Annotated in this window: 17 protein-coding genes; 6 read left to right on the top strand and 11 right to left on the bottom strand. The window is 55.0% G+C overall.

What is annotated here, in order from left to right:
* Positions 1-16: 16 nt before the first annotated feature.
* The 7 genes from DFP90_RS13940 to DFP90_RS13910 form a co-directional block, all read right to left on the bottom strand.
* A complete protein-coding gene (locus DFP90_RS13940) occupies positions 17-1042 on the bottom strand; it encodes an XrtA/PEP-CTERM system-associated ATPase (RefSeq protein ID WP_115937103.1) in 1026 nt (341 codons plus the stop codon).
* A gap of 27 nt (positions 1043-1069) precedes the next feature.
* Entirely contained in the window at positions 1070-2533 is a 1464-nt protein-coding gene (locus tag DFP90_RS13935; RefSeq protein ID WP_115937102.1) for a TIGR03016 family PEP-CTERM system-associated outer membrane protein, read from the bottom strand.
* A gap of 9 nt (positions 2534-2542) precedes the next feature.
* Positions 2543-3490, bottom strand: coding sequence for an XrtA-associated tyrosine autokinase (locus DFP90_RS13930; RefSeq protein WP_115937101.1), 948 nt, complete (start codon positions 3488-3490; stop codon positions 2543-2545).
* Between the two features lie 84 nt (positions 3491-3574).
* On the bottom strand, positions 3575-4192 hold the full coding sequence (locus tag DFP90_RS13925) for an XrtA/PEP-CTERM system exopolysaccharide export protein (protein ID WP_115937100.1): 618 nt from the start codon (positions 4190-4192) through the stop codon (positions 3575-3577).
* A 267-nt stretch (positions 4193-4459) separates the two neighbouring features.
* Entirely contained in the window at positions 4460-5491 is a 1032-nt protein-coding gene (locus DFP90_RS13920) for a FemAB family XrtA/PEP-CTERM system-associated protein (protein ID WP_115937099.1), read from the bottom strand.
* Positions 5492-5505: 14 nt separating this feature from the next.
* A complete protein-coding gene (wecB, locus tag DFP90_RS13915) occupies positions 5506-6630 on the bottom strand; it encodes a non-hydrolyzing UDP-N-acetylglucosamine 2-epimerase (protein WP_115937098.1) in 1125 nt (374 codons plus the stop codon).
* 145 nt (positions 6631-6775) lie between these two features.
* Entirely contained in the window at positions 6776-7621 is an 846-nt protein-coding gene (locus DFP90_RS13910) for a S1 family peptidase (RefSeq protein ID WP_115937097.1), read from the bottom strand.
* Here DFP90_RS13910 and DFP90_RS22690 point away from each other — a divergent pair.
* Together DFP90_RS22690 and DFP90_RS13900 are read left to right on the top strand one after the other, a co-directional pair.
* Positions 7614-8204 (top strand): hypothetical protein, encoded by a 591-nt coding sequence (locus tag DFP90_RS22690; protein ID WP_147301013.1) that lies wholly within the window; start codon positions 7614-7616, stop codon positions 8202-8204. The two genes, DFP90_RS13910 and DFP90_RS22690, sit on opposite strands and share 8 nt — an antisense overlap.
* Positions 8155-10053 (top strand): XrtA/PEP-CTERM system amidotransferase, encoded by a 1899-nt coding sequence (locus DFP90_RS13900; RefSeq protein WP_115937095.1) that lies wholly within the window; start codon positions 8155-8157, stop codon positions 10051-10053. The genes DFP90_RS22690 and DFP90_RS13900 overlap by 50 nt, the downstream gene beginning before the upstream one ends.
* Here the strand turns inward: DFP90_RS13900 and DFP90_RS13895 are convergent.
* The 3 genes from DFP90_RS13895 to DFP90_RS13885 all read right to left on the bottom strand — a co-directional run bounded on the left by DFP90_RS13895 (position 10050) and on the right by DFP90_RS13885 (position 14369).
* Positions 10050-10769 carry a substrate-binding periplasmic protein gene (locus tag DFP90_RS13895; RefSeq protein WP_115937094.1) on the bottom strand — a complete coding sequence of 240 codons (720 nt, stop codon included), beginning with the start codon at positions 10767-10769 and terminating at the stop codon, positions 10050-10052. The two genes, DFP90_RS13900 and DFP90_RS13895, sit on opposite strands and share 4 nt — an antisense overlap.
* Before the next feature lie 110 nt (positions 10770-10879).
* Positions 10880-12214, bottom strand: coding sequence for an HlyD family type I secretion periplasmic adaptor subunit (locus DFP90_RS13890; protein WP_115937093.1), 1335 nt, complete (start codon positions 12212-12214; stop codon positions 10880-10882).
* Positions 12207-14369, bottom strand: a complete 2163-nt coding sequence (locus DFP90_RS13885; protein WP_115937092.1) for a type I secretion system permease/ATPase — start codon at positions 14367-14369, stop codon at positions 12207-12209. The genes DFP90_RS13890 and DFP90_RS13885 overlap by 8 nt, the downstream gene beginning before the upstream one ends.
* 329 nt (positions 14370-14698) lie before the next feature.
* Between DFP90_RS13885 and glmU the strand changes: the two genes are divergently transcribed.
* The 3 genes from glmU (at position 14699) to DFP90_RS13870 (ending at position 19030) form a co-directional block, all read left to right on the top strand.
* Positions 14699-16048 carry a bifunctional UDP-N-acetylglucosamine diphosphorylase/glucosamine-1-phosphate N-acetyltransferase GlmU gene (gene glmU / locus DFP90_RS13880; protein WP_115937224.1) on the top strand — a complete coding sequence of 450 codons (1350 nt, stop codon included), beginning with the start codon at positions 14699-14701 and terminating at the stop codon, positions 16046-16048.
* Positions 16049-16112: 64 nt separating this feature from the next.
* The gene (gene glmS, locus DFP90_RS13875; RefSeq protein ID WP_115937091.1) at positions 16113-17942 is read left to right on the top strand and encodes a glutamine--fructose-6-phosphate transaminase (isomerizing); all 1830 of its coding nucleotides are present in this window, start codon (positions 16113-16115) and stop codon (positions 17940-17942) included.
* Between the two features lie 128 nt (positions 17943-18070).
* Positions 18071-19030, top strand: a complete 960-nt coding sequence (locus tag DFP90_RS13870) for a lysylphosphatidylglycerol synthase transmembrane domain-containing protein (RefSeq protein ID WP_147301012.1) — start codon at positions 18071-18073, stop codon at positions 19028-19030.
* Between the two features lie 6 nt (positions 19031-19036).
* On the opposite strand, the gene DFP90_RS13865 is transcribed toward DFP90_RS13870, so the two are convergent.
* A complete protein-coding gene (locus DFP90_RS13865; protein ID WP_115937089.1) occupies positions 19037-19837 on the bottom strand; it encodes a DeoR/GlpR family DNA-binding transcription regulator in 801 nt (266 codons plus the stop codon).
* A gap of 189 nt (positions 19838-20026) precedes the next feature.
* Here DFP90_RS13865 and betI point away from each other — a divergent pair, with 189 nt between their 5' ends.
* Entirely contained in the window at positions 20027-20629 is a 603-nt protein-coding gene (gene betI, locus DFP90_RS23210) for a choline-binding transcriptional repressor BetI (RefSeq protein WP_245957078.1), read from the top strand.
* Positions 20630-20633: the final 4 nt, after the last annotated feature.

Raw genomic sequence — 20633 nt, 5'->3', positions numbered from 1 at the left:
AAACTCCGTCCGGGTTTCAGCTATTGCCGGAAAAATATTCAAGCACCGATTTCAAACCATGGGAAATCGCGCCTTCCAGCTTATTGAGCCTCTGTGTCAATTCATTGACATCGCGCTGCAACCGCAGATTTTCGGCCTGAAGCGCCGCCAATGCGGCAGGCGATGACTGCATTTCCGCCTCGGCCCCGACCGGCAGGGCGTCTCCCGCCCCCTCAACCAGAACCTCTGCCGTCTCCCGTTTCTGGTCTTCGGCCACACTGCGCACCGTGTCCGCATTGACCTTTTCCATTTCCTCGAGGCAGGCATAGAGCAACACACGGGAACAAAGATTATTGATCAGGCGCGGAATGCCACCGGTGGCTTCGAAAATCTCGACGAAAGCGCCGTCGGTCAAGCCCGGATTGGTCTCGTCCCAACCGACCGCATGTAACCTATGGCACACATATTCCTTGGTTTCCTCGCGGTTCAAAGGCCCCAAATGATAGGCCGCGATCACGCGCTGGCGCAACTGTTCCAGGTCGGGCCGTGCCAGGATCGCCTTGAATTGTGGCTGTGCCAACAGGAAGCTTTGCAGCAACGGCTTATGATCGGCCTGCAGGTTGGAGAGCATCCGTAATTCCTCCAACGCGGCAACCGACAGGTTTTGCGCCTCATCCACCATCAACAGGCAGCGTTTGCCCTCATCATGACGCTCAACCAGGAAATCCTCAATCCGCTGGATCACACCTGCTTTGTCCAGACCATCACAATCGATACCGAAATTAATCGCCGCCAAGCGCAACACATCATCGCCCTGCAACTGCGAGGTCACCAGGGAAGAGGCCACATATTGATCCTCATCCAAGGTCGAGAGCAGATGGCCGAGCAACGTGGTCTTTCCGGCCCCAACCTCACCGGTCACAACAATGAACCCCTCTCCCTGGCTGATGCCAAAGGTCAAATGGGCCAAAGCCTTGTTATGGGTGGAGCTGCCAAAGAAAAACCGGTGGTCCGGCGTCAATTGGAACGGCAGGTCGTGAAAGCCGAAAAAATTCGCGTACATAGGTGTCCTGTTCCTGTTGGCCCGGCCTCAGAAAGACTTGCGCAAAGTCATCATCAGGACATTTTCCTGAACGGTTTCCGCACCATCTTCCCGGCGGTCCAGGAAGGAATACCCAACCGAGCTGGTCAGGGTATCCGAATGATTATATGACAACGAACCGGACAGCAGTAAACTGGCCTCGTCGCTGTTGGCGGTGCGTGTCTCCAAAGTATCGGTGTAGCTGGCAGACACGACCGCAGTCATCTGACGGGTCATGAGATGCGAAACGCTGGCGCTCAAAGTGCCGGTGGAATCTTCCGTATTATCCTGGGAAAATTCCCGGCTCTGAACCTCAAGGCCCAATTCGAAATCAGTTCGGTCATTCCGGCTGTGATTAAACGTCAGCCCCATTGTCTGGGTTTTCGTCGTCAGTTCCGTGAATTCAGAATCGGAACTATTCACATCCACCAGATTGCCATCGGCATCCGTTGTGGTGGCGCTGGCAATCCGTTCCTGTTCGGACTGCACATCGGTACCAAGTGAAAATTCCACCGATGTTCGGGAGCTGGGGGTGTATTTCACCTCAGCCTCAACCAGGGTGCCGCCAAACCGTTCACCCACCTCCACCGTCGCTTCCAGCTTGTCTACAAAGGTCAATTTGGTTCCGATGAAACCATATACGCCGTCATAGTCATCGGTTGTGGTCGGATCGGTATTATTGTCATGCCCGATCCGCAAGGTGCCGGCCACGGTGTTGGTGAAATTATATGCCGTTTCACCTTCATAATTGGTCTCGTGATAAGTCGTGCCAGCCGCGCTCTCGCTGCCTTCCTTATCAACATCCTGGAAACTGGCGTTTAAGCCCCAGGTCAGCTTGCTGAATTTGGGGCCGCTGTCCATCGCCCAGGCAAAATCATGAATTGTCGTTTTTTGCGGCACCGTCGTATTGGCGCTGGTATCCGTCTTTTTAGAGTCTACCACGCCATATTCATATGAGAGTTCGGTGGAAGCCCAACGGCCAATATCATGGGCAACTGTCGGTCCAACCCCATAGTTGAAGATCCGCGCTGTATCCTGCGACGTCGTGCGCTCAGTCGCCGTAGAACTGCCTGTCTGATTAATCTGCTCTTCCGAGATGGCGGCGCGGCCATTCAGGGTCACCCAATCTTCGACCAGTTCAAACGCAGCATCGCTGTTCAATTTATGGCGGTTGCCGTTCAAATCGCTATTGTCGGTGTAAATATCGCGGCTGATTTCGTAATCGATACTGATATCCGCCCGTTTGGTCTCCGTATCCAGGGCAAAGCCAGAGCTCAGCGTATTGATCAGATCCGCCTCTTCCCCGCTGCCGGTTGAGCGCGCATTATCCGTAATGCTTTCTTCAACTTCTGCAAAAGGCACAAAGGTTGTATCCGCAAGCGCAACCGCACCAGACAACAAAACAACGGCCAGACCGGTGCCAGCCACAAGCAGTTCCCGCAGTGTGATCTGTGAATATGTCGGTGACGGCATTCTCACAACTCAGTTCCGCGTGGAATATTCATAATTGGCGTTGCGCTTCCGGCGGCCACGCTGTTTGTTGAGGATGAAGCTGATATTTTCTGCTTCCCGCAGGCCTTCAAGGGCCTCATCAATCTGTTGCTTGCTGGTTTTTCCCTCTTCCACGACCAGAATGATCTGTCCGGCGATACCGGCTAAAACAGTGGGCTCGCTGCTGAGCAACACCGGCGGCGTATCAATAACCACAATCCGGTCCGGATAGCGGGCAGAAATATCGCTGACAATATCAAGCATGCGCTGGCTGGCCAAAAGCTCGGTCGCATGAGGATGCAGGGTGCCCGCCTGAATGATGCTCAAGTTGCTGACATTGGTCCGCTGCATGACGTCGGAAACCTGCATCTCCGGATCCAGGATCAGGTCCACAAGGCCTTTTTTCGGTTCCACGCCGAGCAACTCACAGGCGCCGCGGCGATAAACATCCGTGTCGATCAGCAATACATAGAGATCGCGTTCCATCGCCATGCTCATGGCCAGATTGACCGCAGTGAAGGTCTTTCCTTCGCCAGAGCGGCAACTGCTGATCATCACGACATTGTTGAGTGTATCGGAGCCGTCATTGTCATTTACCACAAAGGCGCGGTTCAGGATCGGGCGCTTGATGAAGCGCATATCTTCCACCAAGTGGGTTCGGCCCGATGTTGGCGTGATCATGCCTTTTTTGCGCATACCGCCCAAATCGAGCCGCACGGTGGATTTGGGATCAACAGGCTTGGCGGCACTGGACGCCTTACCGCCCTGTTTCTCGGGACGTGCAACCGGATTTGCCGCCTGCGCCCGTTTTGCCACAGTTTTCTTGGCAACGGATTTTGCCTGTACAGGCTTGTCCGGGCTGCCGGCGGCATCCCCGTCATTCATGCGGCGAACCGCACGTTCCACAAGACTGATCCGATCGTTATCTTCCGCTGGCATAAAACCTAACCCTAACCACTTTCATCTCGCCCCGACCGTCTGAAACCGGCCCCCCGGCCGATGGCCGCGATCCTTGAACCCCGATCAGAACCAGTCTTCCGGGATCATGATGACATCACCCGGCCAGATCGCCACATTTGCACTGACATCGCCATCGAGCAGCAAATCATCCAGACGCACCTGGAACTGCTGATCGCCGCGTTGAAGGATGGCACCGTTGCCATCGGCAAATTCGGTAATGCCGCCAACGGCAATCATTACATCCAGCAAAGTCATGCCTTCGTTATAGGCAATGCCGGCCGGCTGGGAGGCCTCCCCAATGACCCGAACCTGGCGGCCATAGGGGCCGACAAAGTTCTGCACGATCACGGTGACAACCGGATTGGTCACAAATTTCTCAAGCTCGGCCTCGATATCGCGGGCCAGCATGCTCGGCGTTTTGCCAGCGGCCTGCATGTCATCCACCAGCGGGATTGAAACGCGGCCATCCGGACGCACAGGAACCAGCTTGGAAAGCTCGGGGCTGCGCCAGACAAAAATATCAAGCGAGTCACGCGGACCGATGACATATTCACCGCTTTCCGCCTGTGTCAGCGCCGTTTCAGACTGGTCCGCCGGCGGAAGCGACGAGCTGCAGCCAGCCACCGCCACCATAATGGCGGCCAGCATTGCGAATGAAAATTTATGCATCAGACGTTTCATCTCGTGTCTACCCTTCCCCGACTCGCGCAGGATTCTTTCTCAGGCTTAAATTCAATACCCCATGAATATTGCCCGATATTATGCGAAACCAAGTATATCTTTCGCGCAATATTTCACGGTCCAAGACCTGCCACATAATGTTGGCAGAACCTTGGTTTTGCAACCATTTTGTACCTGTTCCAGACTATCTTCGCCTGCCCGGAGCAACTTAAATCACAGACCGGCCAAACCAAGTCGCAACCAACAGTACCTACAACCGAACAACCTCTACCCCAGATGACGGGAAACCATCGGTCCAATAACATTCGCCACCGGTAAGGGCAGCTTTTGCCATGTTCGGATCATCAGGTCATATTTCGGGTTGTTCGGATTAACATCTGGAATCGGCGTACCATTGCGCAAGCTGAATTCCAGATTGATCGGCACCGGCTCAAAACCCCAGTTTTTCTTGAAGGAAAAGGGACCGGTTCCAAGCTTGGAGCGGCCAAAATCAAAAATTTTGTATCCCCGCTCAACAGCCGAGCGCATCAAAGCCCAATACATCAGGTCCGCCGCCCCGGTCTTACGGGCCTCCGGCAGAGCCCCGGTGTAATAGGGCATGACCCGGTCTTTGAAATAGAAATTCAGCACGCTGCTGAGAACTTTTCCATCTTTGCGGGCTGATAGGATATCGCAATCGCCTTTGAATTCCTGCAACAGGTTACGGATGAACCCTTTGGAAAAAACAGGCGTGCCATGATTGCGCATGGTGGTTGAATAGACATGATAAAACTCGTCCGGATCGATAACGATTTCTATCTCCATTTCGCTTTTCAGTGCCTTGCGAACCACTGCGCGCTGTTTCCGCGGGATCTGCTTAAGGCATTCCTCTTCCTCGGCCTCGATCTCGCGATGAAAGGTTGCGTAGAGCCCTTCACGCTTTTGCCAGTCTTCAGCCGATCGCTGCGGCGCGCGATACTCCACATATTCAGCCTTTAGCGTTTCCATTAGGAAATCGGCCTCCGCCTTCAAGGCGTCATGAGCCGCATCCGTTTCAGCGGCAATGCCACCGCCCACACAGAATGCCGTAGAAACCAGGCGATTGCCAAACAGGGAGGATTTCACATGTACCAGCGGCAAGATCCCTTCAACCACACCATCCCGTTCCGCCATCAGGAACCGGGCGTCATGGCGGAAACTTTTTTCAATCACTTCCCGCCAACCGGACCGGTGAAAAAAAGTAGTGGCATCGCTCTCAGCGACAAAGCGATCCCACTTGTCCCGGGTTTCATCAGTCAATTCGGCGATCTGGATAGCCATAACGTTCCCCCGCCTCAGACCTGGCCACGTTCGAGAATGTGGCGGACAATTCGCCGGGAGGACTGACCGTCACCATAGGGATTATGCGCCAGGCCCATCGATTTATATGCCTCTTCATCATCCAGCAGGCGATTGACTTCGGAGACCAGTTTGCTCCGGTCCGTTCCCACAAGACGCACGGTCCCGGCTGCCACGGCTTCCGGCCGCTCTGTCACATCCCGCATCACAAGGACGGGCTTTCCAAGGGAAGGCGCTTCTTCCTGAATGCCGCCGGAATCGGTCACAATGATATCCGCGCGAGTCATCAGATAGACAAACGGCAGATAGTCCTGTGGCTCAATCAAATGAACCCGTTCGCGATCCCCCAGGATATCAAAGACCGGGCCGCGTACGTTGGGGTTCAGATGAACAGGATAGACTATCTGGATATCCTCTCGCTCGCTTAACTCATGAAACCCTTTGCAGATATTCTGGAACCCATCGCCAAAATTCTCACGGCGATGGCCCGTCACAAGAATCAGACGCTTGGACGCATCCAGGAAATCGAACCGGTTTTGCATCTCATGGCGCAGGCTTTCGTTGGTTTTCAACCGGTCCACCACCTCCAACAGGGCATCAATCACCGTGTTGCCGGTCACATAAATGCTGTCTTCACCATATCCGCACCGGCGCAGATTCTCGGCAGAACCATCAGTCGGCGCAAAGCGCATATCGCAGATCGCGTCGGTCAGGACACGGTTCATCTCTTCCGGCCAGGGGGCATATATGTCGCCTGTGCGCAAACCGGCCTCAACATGGCCGACTGGGATTTTTTGATAGAAGGCGGCAAGAGAGGCCGCAAAAGTGGTGGTGGTATCACCATGAACCAGAATTCGATCAGGCTTGAAATCTTCCAGAACCCCTTTCATCCCCTCCAGAACGGCAGCTGTAATATGGGTGAGGTCCTGCGCCTGGCGCATGATGTCAAGATCATAGTCCGGCGTGACATCAAACAAATCCAAAACCTGATCGAGCATGGATCGATGCTGGGCGGTGACACAAACCTTCGCTGTGATTCCTTCCGTTGCCGCCAATTCCTGAACAACTGGAATCATCTTGATTGCTTCCGGTCTGGTTCCGAAAACACATAACACACGCATGCTCACAACAAGCTCCCGATTTTGGTAGAAACTGCCCCCGCTTCATCCGCGGGCGACCATACCCGGTTATTAAAAAAGGTCAAAAGGTATTTCCGTTACAGGCTGGTCTTTCCGGGCGGTTTTTAAAGGGGGCGGCAATGCATCATCATTTGCGCCAGCATTCCAGTTTCACAACCGTCTTGTCCAACTCCCGGTCGGAAAGGAATTCCTTTGCTTCTGATACACTCCGATATGAAACACCCGCCGCCTCGAGAAAAACGCGAAGATGATCCACAGCGATCAAAAATCCCCGGTCCGTTACAACGCTTCCTGTTTTTTGATAAATCGCCGCCGTGTCGGGCTTTGCCACCACCACACCGGCGATTCGGCCATAAAGATCAAAAGCAGGCCCGCCACTATTCCCCGGATAGACCTCACCTTCAACCGCCACCCAGTCCCGGGGCCCGAAACGGCCCAACAAGATCACCGTTTCACGGACCGGATCCAGAGGCGGCAAGGTTCTCGTAGGATAGCCGATGATCCGGTAACGCTCCCGGTTATAACCGCTGGAAAGGGAACGCAGCGGCGCATGAACCGCCGGACGAAACCCCGTTCCGACCAAAGCCAGGTCCTGCCGCTCATCCCTTTCTTTTACAATGCCGATTTTTTCTCCCCCCGTAACCGGAGAGACCGTCACATAACCGCAACCGTCAATCACATGATGATTGGTCACCAGATCGCCCTGCCCGTTGATAAAAAAACCGGTGCCTATACCCCGCTTCTCAAATCCTTCCGGCACGATCCGTTTCCGGATCTGATCCCCATCCAAAACGATCCCGCCTGTTGGATCCCGTCGAATTTCGCCTTGCTTGAAACCAGGGGCCGGCGGCAACCCCTCTGCGAATGCAGGGGCAACCATCATCTCAGCCAGAAGAAACACACTGCCCAACCCAAGGAACAGGGCGGCAGCACTTCTTACCCGATCAAGAATCTGATCAGCGTTGATGATCATGGATGGAGGTCGGCCGCCGTCGATCAAGATATTTTTTGCGCTTCACCACAGAATATTTCCGGCCGTCATCGTCCGTGTGGATCTCAACCACAAAACCACCGCGCGCCTTGCGCCGGTCAGGCCCTTCAAACGGGAGATCCGCCTGCCGCCGATCATGATCGGCCCGTCGCAGCTTGATTTCAGATTTCTTACCGGCTTGAAGCCGCTCAGCAGAAGATTTTTCGTCTTTCATGACCACCCCTTCGTTCCCCAGGCAAGACTGCTTCCGTCCGCCATTGTTACCCGCAACTGTCTGTCTCCCAGGGTAAAGTGTAGCCCAAATCTCAAGCCTTGGCGAACCGAATCCGCGCAGGCCAACCGCAACCGTCCCGGAAATCGCCAACATAAAATCGGGATCCTGCTGATCCACACGCTGCCGATCGGTTTCTGCCCTCGCTTTGGCCCGGCCCAGCAAAAACAATTGAAGAATGATCCACCATACGATACCAAACGTGACAGCAAAAAAATGACTTTATCAATAGGGGCATTGCCTGATGTGTGGCTTGGTGGGGATTTTCGACAGCCGGGAAAAGCGGCCCGTTGACCCGGCGGTTCTGACCGCCATGAATGACAGCATCATCCATCGCGGCCCCGACGGTGATGGCATCCACGTTGTGCCGGGCCTGGGTCTCGGCCACCGCCGTTTGTCGATCATTGATCTGGAAGGCGGCATCCAGCCCATGTTCGACGAGACGGGCGAGATTGCCATTGTCTTTAATGGCGAGATCTACAATTTTCAGGATTTGCGCCGCGAATTGCAGGGTCTGGGCTATCATTTCCGGACCAACAGCGACACGGAAGTCATCGTTCATGGCTGGAAAGCCTGGGGCGCGGATTGCGTCAAACGCCTGCGTGGCATGTTTGCCATCGCGTTATATGATGCCCGCGAAGAAATCCTGTTCTTGTCCCGGGACCGGTTTGGCAAAAAGCCGCTTTATTATTGCGAGACGCCGGACGGTCATCTTGTGTTCGGCTCCGAGTTAAAGACTTTGATGGCCTATCCCGGCCTGGCGCTGGAGATTGATCCCCAGGCGGTAGAGGACTATATCGCGCTGGGCTATGTGCCCGATCCGAAATCCATTTACAAATCCATCCGCAAACTGCCCCAGGCCCATAACCTGATCCAGAAACGCGGTGGCTCGGTGCGCCTGGAACGTTATTGGCAGTTGGATATGACCCCGCGTGTGACCGGATCGGTTGAAGCCTTGGGCGAAGAACTGATCGAGCGGTTGCAGGAAGCCACCCGCATTCGGATGATTTCCGATGTGCCGCTGGGTGCCTTCCTCTCCGGCGGTGTTGATTCAAGCGCGGTTGTTGCCATGATGGCAGGCCTCTCAAACCAGCCGGTTAATTCCTATTCGGTCGCCGTGAAGGACAAGGCCTATGACGAGAGCGCCTATGCTCAGGAAGTGGCCGAGCGCTACCAGACCCATCACGCCACCGGCGAATTTGATCCCAGTGCCATTGATCTGGTCGATAAAGTCTGCGAGATGTATGACGAACCCTTTGGTGACAGTTCCGCCATGCCCACCTTTCGGGTGTGTAAACATGCCAGAAGCGGCGTCACCGTTGCGCTTTCCGGTGATGGCGGGGACGAGTTGATCGCAGGATACCGACGCTATGGCCTGCATAAAAACACAGAAAAAGTTCGCCAGATGATCCCATCGGGCCTGCGCCGGCCCCTCTTTGGCATGCTGGGCTGCGTCTATCCCAAGATGGATTGGGCCCCGCAATTCCTGCGCGCCAAGACCACCTTCCAGGAATTGGGGATGGATGCGTCGGACGCCTACTTCAATGCCATTTCCAATACCGGCGATGAACAGCGCAGCAAACTTTTCTCCAAAGGCTTCAAACAGGATCTGCAGGGCTATTCCGCCCGGGATGCGTTACGCCCTTCTTTTGCGGAGGTTTCCCACCTGGATGCCATCAGCCAGGCCCAATATGCCGATATGCACACATATTTGTCGGGCAAGATCCTGGTAAAGGTGGACCGGGCCAGCATGGCCAACTCCCTGGAAGTTCGCTCGCCGCTGTTGGATCACGAATTGGCGGAATGGATATCCAGCCTGGACCCGGATATCAAGCTGCGCAACGGGATTGGCAAATATCTCTTCAAGAAGGCGCTGGAACCCTATCTCAGTCAGGATATCCTCTACCGCCCGAAACAGGGCTTCTCGATCCCGCTTGGCAAATGGTTCCGGCGGGACCTGAAAGAACAGGTGGCCGCAGCCGTGACATCGGAACGGATGATGCAGTCAGGCTATTTCAGTCCGGACCGCCTGCGCAAATTGGTCAGCCAGCACCAGTCGGGCCTGCGTGACCATTCAGACACTTTGTGGCTGCTCTTTATGTTTGATGGTTTCCTGAAAAGATCAGAACGCCGGGCTGTTTAATAAATCGAGGAAATTTCTTCGATATACGCCGCACGGATCGCTGCAATCCTGCCTTCGGATTTCATTGCCTCCAGGACCGTTGTGAGTTCCGGAACCAGATGGGCATTCTTCTTATGAAGATAGTGGAACAAGGGATAGGTCTGAAGCAGGTGATATTGCACCGGTTTGTTTTCGCGCCTTGAAAATTCCTGGGCCAGGGCGATGCTGGTCAGGCGCGCCAAAACAATCACATCACATCTCTCCAGGCCCAGCATCTGAAACATCAATTCATTTGAATTGACGGTCTGGACCTGCAGATGCCTGGTGCCCGCTTCGGCAAATTTCACGCCCGTGCGGATACAGACACTATAGTGTCCGAGATCATCCCAATTCTTCAGCTCAATGCCCGGATCGGTGGTGATGGCAATGCCTTCCATGATCCCGATTGGAACCGGCAGCATGATCAGGTTCGGATATTTGAGATGGACATTTTTAATCCGGTATAACTCGCCATCCACCCGACCGGAATCGGCAACAACCAGCGCCCGTTCGGCGGGCAGGCCGGAAAACTCTACCGTGATCCCCATACGGCCATAGGCCTCGCGCATCACGCGCTCGCTGATCGTCGCGTAGGAGGATTTTTCAATACCCGAGATGACCAGCGTTTCCTGTGCCGGGGCGGATAACGACCGGAAGAACAGCAGAAAGGTAACAAGAAACCATGCTAACCTAGGCATTCGCGCACTCCCTACATCACGCCAATCCGCCCCCCCCCTTCTGTGACAACAGTCTATCACGGCCTCATTAAAGCATCTTTAAGTGGATTAGGGCAGGGTCGCGCCCTCCCTCACCCCTGTCGGAAGGCACGTTCAAAACTCTCGCGGATTGGTGCGATCAGATAATTCAGGAAAGTGCTCTCGCCCGTCACGATCATAGAATCCACCGGCATGCCCTGGATAAGCTCCAAGCTGCCGATCCTGGCTTTTTCCTCCTTCGGGATACGGATGCGCACCGTATAGAAGCTCTCGCCCGTGCGCTTGTCATCCTCACGCGCCGACGCCACATAGAAAACACGGCCGTTTAACTGCGGCACAGTCCGCTGCTTGAAAGCAGACAGGGTCAGCTTGGCCGGCAGCCCCACATAGACGCTGTCGATATCGGTCGGCATCACCTTGGCCTCGACGATCAACTCATCATTTTTCGGCACAATATCCATGATCTTCTCACCCGGCCCGATGACGCCACCTGTGGTGAAAAACTGCAGATTTTCCACCACACCGGAAACCGGTGTATGAATGGCGCTGCGTTCCAGGATATCCCGGCTGGCTTCGCGGCGCTCCTTGGCATCATCCAGTTGCGATTGAACCTCGCGCAGCTCTGCGACCACTTCATTCATATGTTCGGTTGTGACATTGAGGATCTGCAGCTTGGTTTCGCCAACTTTTTGCAGGGTTTCCGCAATCCGGCCCCGGCTCTGGCCGAGATCCCCCGCCAGTTTCGCCTGCTCACGCTGCAGTTTCAACAGGCGCGGTTTGCGCTCCAAGCCTTTCTTGACCATCGCATCCACCGCATCGACTTCCTCATCGATGAATTTCAATTGACGGCTGGCGGAATCCACCTGGGACCGAATGCTGGTCACCTGGGAATTCAACTGTTCCACCCGTTCCAGCAGGATATTTTGACGCAGTTCCAGAGCCTGACGCCTGGCGTCAAAAATCGCCTGCTGGGCCGATTTAATCTCACGCAGGTGGGCATCGTTTTCCAGATTGGTTACAATCTCTTCCGGCCAGTTGACCGACTCCAGACCATCCCGTTCCGCAATTAAGCGCGCCTCCAGCGCCCGCAGGCTCAAATAGCGGCTATTGACCAGTTTAAAAGATGCCAGTGACTGCGCATCATCCAGCAGCATCAACAGGTCTCCCGCATCGACCGCATCTCCGTTTTTCACCCGGATTTCCCGGATAATGCCGCCTTCCAGATGCTGAACAGTCTTCACATTGCTGTCGACCGTGATTACGCCCGATGCAATTGCCGCAGACGTGAGCGGTGCCAGGGCCGCCCATACCAGGGATCCGCCGACAAAGCCGAACCCCACAAGGATGCCGAACAGGATCACCCCACCGATTTTGGGTTTTTTCCGCGGCCCTTCTTCCGGGGCCGGTAACGCCAGTTGCTCAGTCATCCGCTTTGCTCATCGCCGTTTTGTCTTTTCGGAACGGCAGCATCTGACTGCGATCCGTCTCCCTGCCTGCCCGCGCTTTTTGCCAGTCGATTGTCATATTATCCGCATCTTCCTTGCCCGCGCCCTCCGTCACCGACTTTACGGTAACGCGCCCTTTGATTGCTGATGACGGCTTCTCACCGGAAGCATTTTCCTCAACCGGTTGCGGATCGACCTTCTTTTGCTCACCGTCCGCACCGGACATTTGAAATTCCAAACCGGCACCAGATTTCCCTTGTTTCATCGGCTTGATGCCCAACTGACTGTTACTGACGGGACTCTGCCGTTTTCGCGCCCGCTTTGTGGCAGGCGCATCGGACATATCCGCGTCTTTCGCCCGCTGTTTAGCCTGTTCACGGGCATGAAGGGCCGCCAAATGCGGCTTGGCCAGCCTTTTCGGTTCCCCATTTCCATCTTGTGGCTTTTCCAGGGCCCCTTGGCCACGCCCGCCGCGCAGCTTGGTCAAGACTTCATCCCTTGGACCAAAGATTTCCACCTGTCCCTCACGCAGGATCAGGATCCTGTCTACCACCCGCAGGATGGTAGACCGGTGCGCCACCAGCACGACCGTTGTGCCGCGGGCTTTCAATTCTCGAATGGCCTCTGTGAGTGCCTGTTCACCATCCAGATCCAAGTCCGAGTCCGGTTCATCCAGCACCACCAGCTTGGGGTTGCCGAAGATTGCGCGGGCCAGACCGATCCGCTGGCGTTGGCCCCCGGACAGCGACACCCCATCCTCGCCGATCTGGGAATCATATCCATTGGGCAGCCGCAGGATCATTTCATGGCAATTGGCCATCTTGGCCGCAATCACCGTCTCGCCCCAGTCAGCATCTTCCATACGGCCGATATTTTCGCGCACCGTCCCGCCATAAAGCTCAATATCCTGGGGAAGATAACCGGCAAAACGGCCGAACTGCCCCCGGTCCCAGTCATAAACATCCGCCCCGTCGAGACGCACAGCCCCGCTGGTCGGCTTGATCGTCCCCATGATCATGCGGGCCAATGTGGATTTGCCGGCGGTCGACGGACCGGTAATCACCACAACTTCGCCCGGATTGATCTCAAAACTGACATTGCGCAGCAAATAGTTGCTGGCCCCCGGCAGAAGGTAATTCAACCCCTCAACGCTTAAATGCCCCTCCGGTGTCGGCAATTCCATGCCCTTGTCGCGTACCTTGACCTCATGAAACAGGGTTTTCAGCTTGGATAGAGAATCCCGCACCTGCAGCAGAGATTTCCAGACACCGATCGATTGCTCCAACGGCGCCAGCGCGCGGCCGATGATCATGGAGACCGCAATGGTGACGCCAGGGGTCATTTCCTGGCGCATCACCAGGATTGCGCCTGCCCCCAGAACCGTTACCTGGATCATCATGCGCACGAATTTTGAGCAGGAGGAGATCATCGCCGAGCGCTCGCTGGCGATCGCGTGAAATTCCAGTGATTTGGCGTTGGCATCATACCAGCGGTTGGCCACACCGCGCAGCATGCCCATGGCATCAATGGCTTCGGGATGGCGGGTTGCCGCCGCGATCCGGCGATGGGCCTCGCGCCCGGCCTCTGACGCCTCCATCATCGGCTTATGGGTCGCCTTTTCGTTCAGGACCGCAAAGCCGAACATCACGACGGCACCGCCCGTCGCAATCATGCCAAAAACCGGATGCAGCAGGAAACACACCCCCAGAAAGATCGGCACCAGCGGCGCATCAAGCAGCGCATTGATCCCGCCTCCGCTCAGAAACGATCGGATGATAAAGAGATCCCTGGTCGCGTCACTATGATAGTTTTTCCGCTCCAGGGCTGCGGCTATCGCGGTTTCAAACGCGGTTTTCGAGAGAAATTCCTCAAACCAACTGCCGGTCCGGCTGAGCAGGCGGGAGCGCACAACCTCCATCAGCATCATAATAAAAAGCGCAAAAACCGCGATCGCCGTCAGATAGATCAGCGTGTCCATGCTGGAACTGGGCAGGACGCGATCAAACATCTGCATCATATAGATGGGGATCACGAACTGGAACATATTGATAAACAGGCCAAAAACAAACGCAATGACCAAAGTGCGCTTACAGCGGCCTATGGCATAGCGATAGGTGCTTTCAAGCTCAGTCCACATTAACCCACCCTCACGGAATCATCATCCAGTGTACCAACGCACATAACATTAGCAGCCTCAACTATACAATGTTATGGAGCCTGCACCAGAATAGCTTCAATTTTTCTAAAAATTAATCTATGAACCCATTGCCTCTTGTTTTCTTTTTTTCCGCCGGAAGGTCAATGGCGAACTGCAGCGAAGGAATACAGCCTTTCGGGGTTTTTAATAAACTGAAACAAAGTGCATTTATTTGAAATGCGATGTGACTTGGCGGAATGGCCAGGATATGGCAGTTTGCCTCCCCGGAAGGGCAGCATGACGAAGATCTTAGAGAAAGTGTGATAAAAATGACTGGTGAACCGCGGGCTGTGGTTGTTTTGGGTGCGGGCAAAGGCACAAGGATGAAATCCGCCCTGCCGAAAGTTCTACATAAAATTGCCGGACGAACGATGATTTCCCATGCCTTGGATGCGGCTTCAGTTCTCAAGCCCGAACGCACCGTCGTCGTGGTCGGCCCCGGCATGGACAATGTGGCGGCGGAAGTCGCACCATTCGACACCGCTATCCAGCATGGCCAGTCTGGTACCGCAGACGCGTTGAAAGCCGCCGTGCCAAGTCTGAAAGGCTTTGACCAGGGAACCGTCATTGTGCTGTTCGGCGACAGTCCATTCATTACCGCCGAAACCCTCGCAAATATGGTCGCCGCACGTGAAGCGGGCGCTTCCGCCGTTGTGCTCGGCTTTGAACCCGCTGACCCGACCGGCTATGGCCGCCTTGTGCTGGATGACGCCGACAACCTCACGGCCATTGTCGAACATAAAGAATGCACGCAAGACCAGCTCCGGATCGGCCTGTGCAATTCCGGTTTCATGGCATTGGATGCCGCCACCGCCTTGCCCCTGCTCAATGCGATCACCAATGACAATGCCAAGGGTGAATATTATCTAACGGATATTGTCAGCCTTTGCGTTGAAGCCGGTCACAAATGCTCCGTTATCAAGGCATCAGAAGACGAATTGCTGGGCGTGAACAGCCGTGCGGATTTGGCCCGTGCAGAAAAAATCTGGCAGGATAAACGCCGCCTTGAGGCCATGGATAACGGCGTGACCCTGACCTCGCCGGAAAGTGTGTTTTTTGCCTATGACACCCAGCTTGGTACCGATGTCATCATCGAACCCCATGTGGTGTTTGGCCCCAATGTCACCGTGGGCAACAATGTCACCATCAAGGCATTTTCCCATCTGGAAGGGGCCCAGGTTGGCGATGGTGCAGATATCGGCCCCTACGCCCGCCTGCGTGAAGGCAGTGTGATCGGTAAAGGTGCTCGTGTGGGCAACTTTGTCGAAACCAAGAAATGCACCCTTGGCGATGGCGCGAAAGCCAACCATCTCAGCTATTTGGGGGATGCGGAGATCGGCGCGCGTGCCAATATCGGCGCCGGCACCATCACCTGTAACTATGACGGTTTCCTAAAATCCAAGACTTGGGTCGGCGAAGCGGCCTTTATCGGCTCCAACACCTCTTTGGTGGCACCGGTATCGATCGGCGACGGCGCGATCACCGGCGCCGGCAGCGTCATCACCCGCGATGTGTCTCCCGATGCCATTGCGGTCGAGCGCGGGGAACAAAAAATGCGGCCGGGTGCCGCCACCGAATACCGGGCCGCGAAGAAGGCCCTCCGGGACGCCCAGTCCTGACCTGCAACCATACGATTGATTAAGAACTCATAGATCGGGCGTCCCGCCCAAGGGGAAAAACAATATGTGCGGCATTATTGGCATCATTGGCATCCAGGATGTTTCCGACCGACTGGTGGACGGGCTGAAGCGGTTGGAATATCGCGGTTATGACTCTGCCGGCATCGCCACCCTGGTGGACAGCGGCATCGACCGCCGCCGGGCTGAAGGCAAGCTGGTCAATCTGGAAAATGTGCTGAGCGACAGCCCATTGGCCGGCATCACCGGGATCGGTCATACCCGCTGGGCAACCCATGGGGTGCCGTCGGAAAACAACGCCCATCCGCATATGACCGACGAAACCGCGATCGTCCATAACGGCATCATCGAAAACTTCCAGGAATTGCGGGACGAATTGGCCAAGAAAGGCCGGACTTTCGATTCCGACACAGATACCGAAGTGGTTGCCCATCTGGTTCATGCCTACCTGGATGAGGGCCTCTCGCCGGAAGAAGCCGTCGCCAAAATGCTGCCAAAGGTCGAAGGCGCATTTGCCTTTGTGATGATCTTCCGCGGTCAGCATGACTTGATGATCGGCGCCCGGCGCGGCAGCCCGCTGGCCATCGGTTATGGCGAAGGTGAGATGTATTTCGGATCGGACGCCATGGCCCTGGCCCCGTTGACCCGCAAGATTTGCTATATGGAAGAAGGCGATTGGGCCGTACTGACCCGTGAGGGCGCCAAGGTCATGGACACCGCAGGCAATGTTGTCGACCGCCCAGTGGTCCAGACCGCGGTGAGCGGTGCCGTGATCGGCAAGGGCAATTACCGCCATTTCATGCTCAAAGAGATTTACGAACAGCCAACCGTGATCGGCGACACCCTTTCCACCATGCTGCATCCGGCCCAGCAAACCATCACGCTGCCGGACCTGCCGGTTGATCTGAAAGATGTACCCAAGGTCACCATCAATGCCTGCGGCACCGCCTTTTATGCGGGCATGGTCACCAAATACTGGCTGGAACAATTGGCCAGGGTACCGGTGGAGGTGGATATGGCCTCTGAATTCCGTTATCGCAACCCGCCGCTGCCGAAAGACGGCCTTGCCATGTTTGTCAGCCAATCAGGTGAAACCATGGACACCCTTGAAGCGCTGCGCCTGTGCAAACGGGAAGGCCAGCATATTCTTTCCGTTCTAAACATGCCCGAAAGCACCATGGACCGCGAAAGTGACGCTGTGCTGATGACCCATGCGGGTCCTGAGATCGGCGTTGCTTCCACCAAGGCATTCACCACCCAGTTGACCGTGTTGGCATGCTTTGCCATAGGCATGGCCAAGGCCCGGGGCCATTTGACCCGGGAACGCGAGGCTCAGCTGGCAAGCGCACTTGCCGAAGTGCCGGGCCGGGTGGCGGAGATTCTCAACCATGATGATCATATCGCCGAAATCGCCCAAAAAGTGGCCGAAGCACGCGATGTTCTCTATCTGGGCCGCGGCCCCAGTTTCCCGATTGCCCTGGAAGGGGCATTGAAGCTGAAGGAGATTTCCTACATCCATGCGGAAGGCTATGCGTCAGGCGAAATGAAGCATGGTCCGATCGCCCTGCTGGATGAGGATGTGCCCGTGGTGGTTATCGCCCCCAGCGACGAGCTTTATGAAAAAACGGCGTCCAACGTCCAGGAAGCAATAGCGCGTGGTGCCAAGGTCATCTTCATTTCCGACAAGGAAGGCATCGAGAAGATGAAACGCCACTCGAACCCGATGGCAACCATCGAGCTTCCCAAGGTGGATCCTTTTGTCGCGCCGATCCTTTATACCATTCCGGTGCAGTTGTTGAGTTATCATACAGCTGTCCTGAAAGGCACGGATGTTGACCAGCCCCGCAATTTGGCAAAATCTGTGACGGTGGAATAATTGGCTTCAGGCTGTTTTCAGCTTACCTCAGTGTACTTGACTTTGCGCACATGCATCTTTAACGACGCTGAGATAAGGGACAACAGCCTGACCCTAATGCTTCGGCATCATCACGGAAATCTGGTTACGTGACTTCATTCGCTGACACACAAAGAAAAAGATCCAAAATATTGCGGATCGGCCTTCAGGCTCTGTTCTCCATTGCCTCAATGGCCTTGCTCATCTGGTTTCTGGCCAATGATGATTTTTACGAAAAAGTCACCAAAATCCATTGGTCGACCATTGTCGGCGCCTTTGCCCTGACCATGTTCCAAGCCGCGGCGACGGCTCTGCGTTGGGATTTGATCCTGAAGAATTACAGTATCCATTTCCCACTTGTGACCGTTTTCCGTGTCCAGTTGGCCTCGCTGTTTGCTTCGCTCTTCCTGCCCAGCAGTGTCGGCACCGGAGTTGGGAAACTTATCTTACTGGTAAAGGCCGCCTCTCCGGTCAAAATTTTGGAAAGTGTTATTCTCGACAAAGTTTTTGCCCTGCTGGCGCTGGCGCTGCTGTGCACCATCTCCATCGGGTATATCTTCATTACCCATCCGGAAAGCACTGCCATCTTCTATCAGCAATGGATCATCGCTGTGATTCTTGTCGGCCTGGTTCTGGGGGTTATCCTGTGGCGTAAAGGTCAGCGCTATCTCAGCGGCATGGCCCGGATTTTCAACGTAATCCCGACACTCAGCCTGCCCGCATTGCTGCATATCTCTTTGATCAGCCTGCTGGCACCTTTGCTCACCATCTGTGTCTACATTCTGGTGGCCAGTCATCTGGCTCCTGAACTGCAACCCTGGAAATTCCTGCTATTGCTGCCAACCGTCATGATGGTTTCCGCCCTGCCAATTTCCTTTAATGGCTGGGGCGTGCGCGAAGCGGCATCCGTGGTGGTTTTCGGTTTAATTGGCATGGATGAACCCCAGGCCCTGGCCATTTCCGTCCAGGTCGGTGTCCTGTCGATCATTCCGTCCCTGGTGGGGGCTTTCTGCTGGTACAAACTGCCGGCCCGCCCAGATGGCAGCAGTGGCAATCCGGCCACAGATTAACCTCCCTTATTCCAATTCCAGGTCGTTCTCCAACCCGATCTCCCGGACCGCTTCACGCAGTTCAACCCCGGCGTCATCGAGCATGCGTCGCCAGTTTCCCTCCGGAAGGGCATCGGTATAGAGGATGTTGATGTCACTGAGATGCCCCAACCGCACCATGGCACGCCGGCCGAATTTTGACCGGTCAGCGCATAAAATGACCCGTCGGGAGTTCCGGATGATCGCCTGTGCGACACGCACTTCCCGATAATCGAAATCCAGCAAACTGCCATCGGTATCGATACCGGAAATGCCGATAATGCCAACATCGACCTTGAATTGGTCCATGAAGTCGATGGTGGCCTCCCCGATAACACCGAGGTCTCGGGCGCGCACAACACCGCCCGCAATGATCACCTCAAATTCAGGATTAGTGGCGCAGATTGTCGCCACATTCAGATTGTTGGTGATAACGCGCAGGTTCCGATGATCATTGAGCGCCTTGGCAACCTGTTCGGTTGTTGTACCGATATTGATGAAAAGAGAAGATCCGTCATCAATATCGCGCGCTACCAGTTGGCCGATCTCGCGCTTGCCTTCATGGCCGATTTTTTGCCGCATGCCATAAGACAGATTTTCCGTGCTCGTCGCCCAGCCAGCCCCGCCATGATAGCGCTCCAACGTGCCTTCATTGGCCATTTCATTGATGTCGCGCCGGATCGTCTGGGGCGTGACATTGAACTTCTTCGCCAACGCCTCAATCGTTACATAACCGCTTTGCTGGACAAGTTTACGGATGTCTTCCCGTCTTTGATTGATCTTTGCCATGGCCCTGCTGTTTTTTTTCGAAATTTGTTTCGAAACTATAAACAGTATTGATCAATAAGGAAAATATTGTGTGCCTGACGGTCTGATAATTTCTTCTTCAATTCTTATTGGGGCTTAGAGCGGTTTTTTATTGATTGACCGTTCAATAAAAAAAACCTATTTTGGCCAGATATAACAGGGGAGCCGCAAATGCCAAAAGTAGGAATGGAACCGATACGGCGTCGACAATTGATCGAGGCAACAATCGAGTCCATTAACGAAATGGGCTTTGGCGACACCACCGTCAAACAAATCAGCGCCCGTGCCGGTGTGTCAACCGGGATTATCCACCATTATTTCGGCGGCAAAGAAGATCTGCTGGAAGCAACCATGCGCAAGCTTCTGACCGATCTGCGGGAAGAAAACGTTAATCGGCTGTCGCAATGTACCGATCCCAAGGAACGGGTCGAGGCCGTGATCGACGCCAATTTTTCCGATCGCCTGTTCGACATCGCGCCCGTAACGGCCTGGCTTGCTTTCTGGGCCCAGGTGCCCCATTCGAAACGTCTGCGCCGTCTCCAGCAAATTAACAAGTCCAGGCTGCATTCCAGCCTTCGGCACGCGCTCCGGCAGCTTGTATCCGAAGAGGATGCGAGGAAGATTGCCTTTGGCATCGATTCCATCATGGACGGCCTATGGGTCAGCTGTGCGGTGAATGGCGGCACGCCCACCCCAGCCCAGTCCCGGGAATTAACCAGAGATTATTTCTATACCCAGTTGGACGCGATCAAGCGTCGTAAAGAGAGAGACTAAGTAT

This window comes from Aestuariispira insulae (assembly GCF_003385955.1).
Classification (GTDB): domain Bacteria; phylum Pseudomonadota; class Alphaproteobacteria; order UBA8366; family Aestuariispiraceae; genus Aestuariispira; species Aestuariispira insulae.
This window is presented reverse-complemented; position numbering and strand designations above follow the sequence as displayed.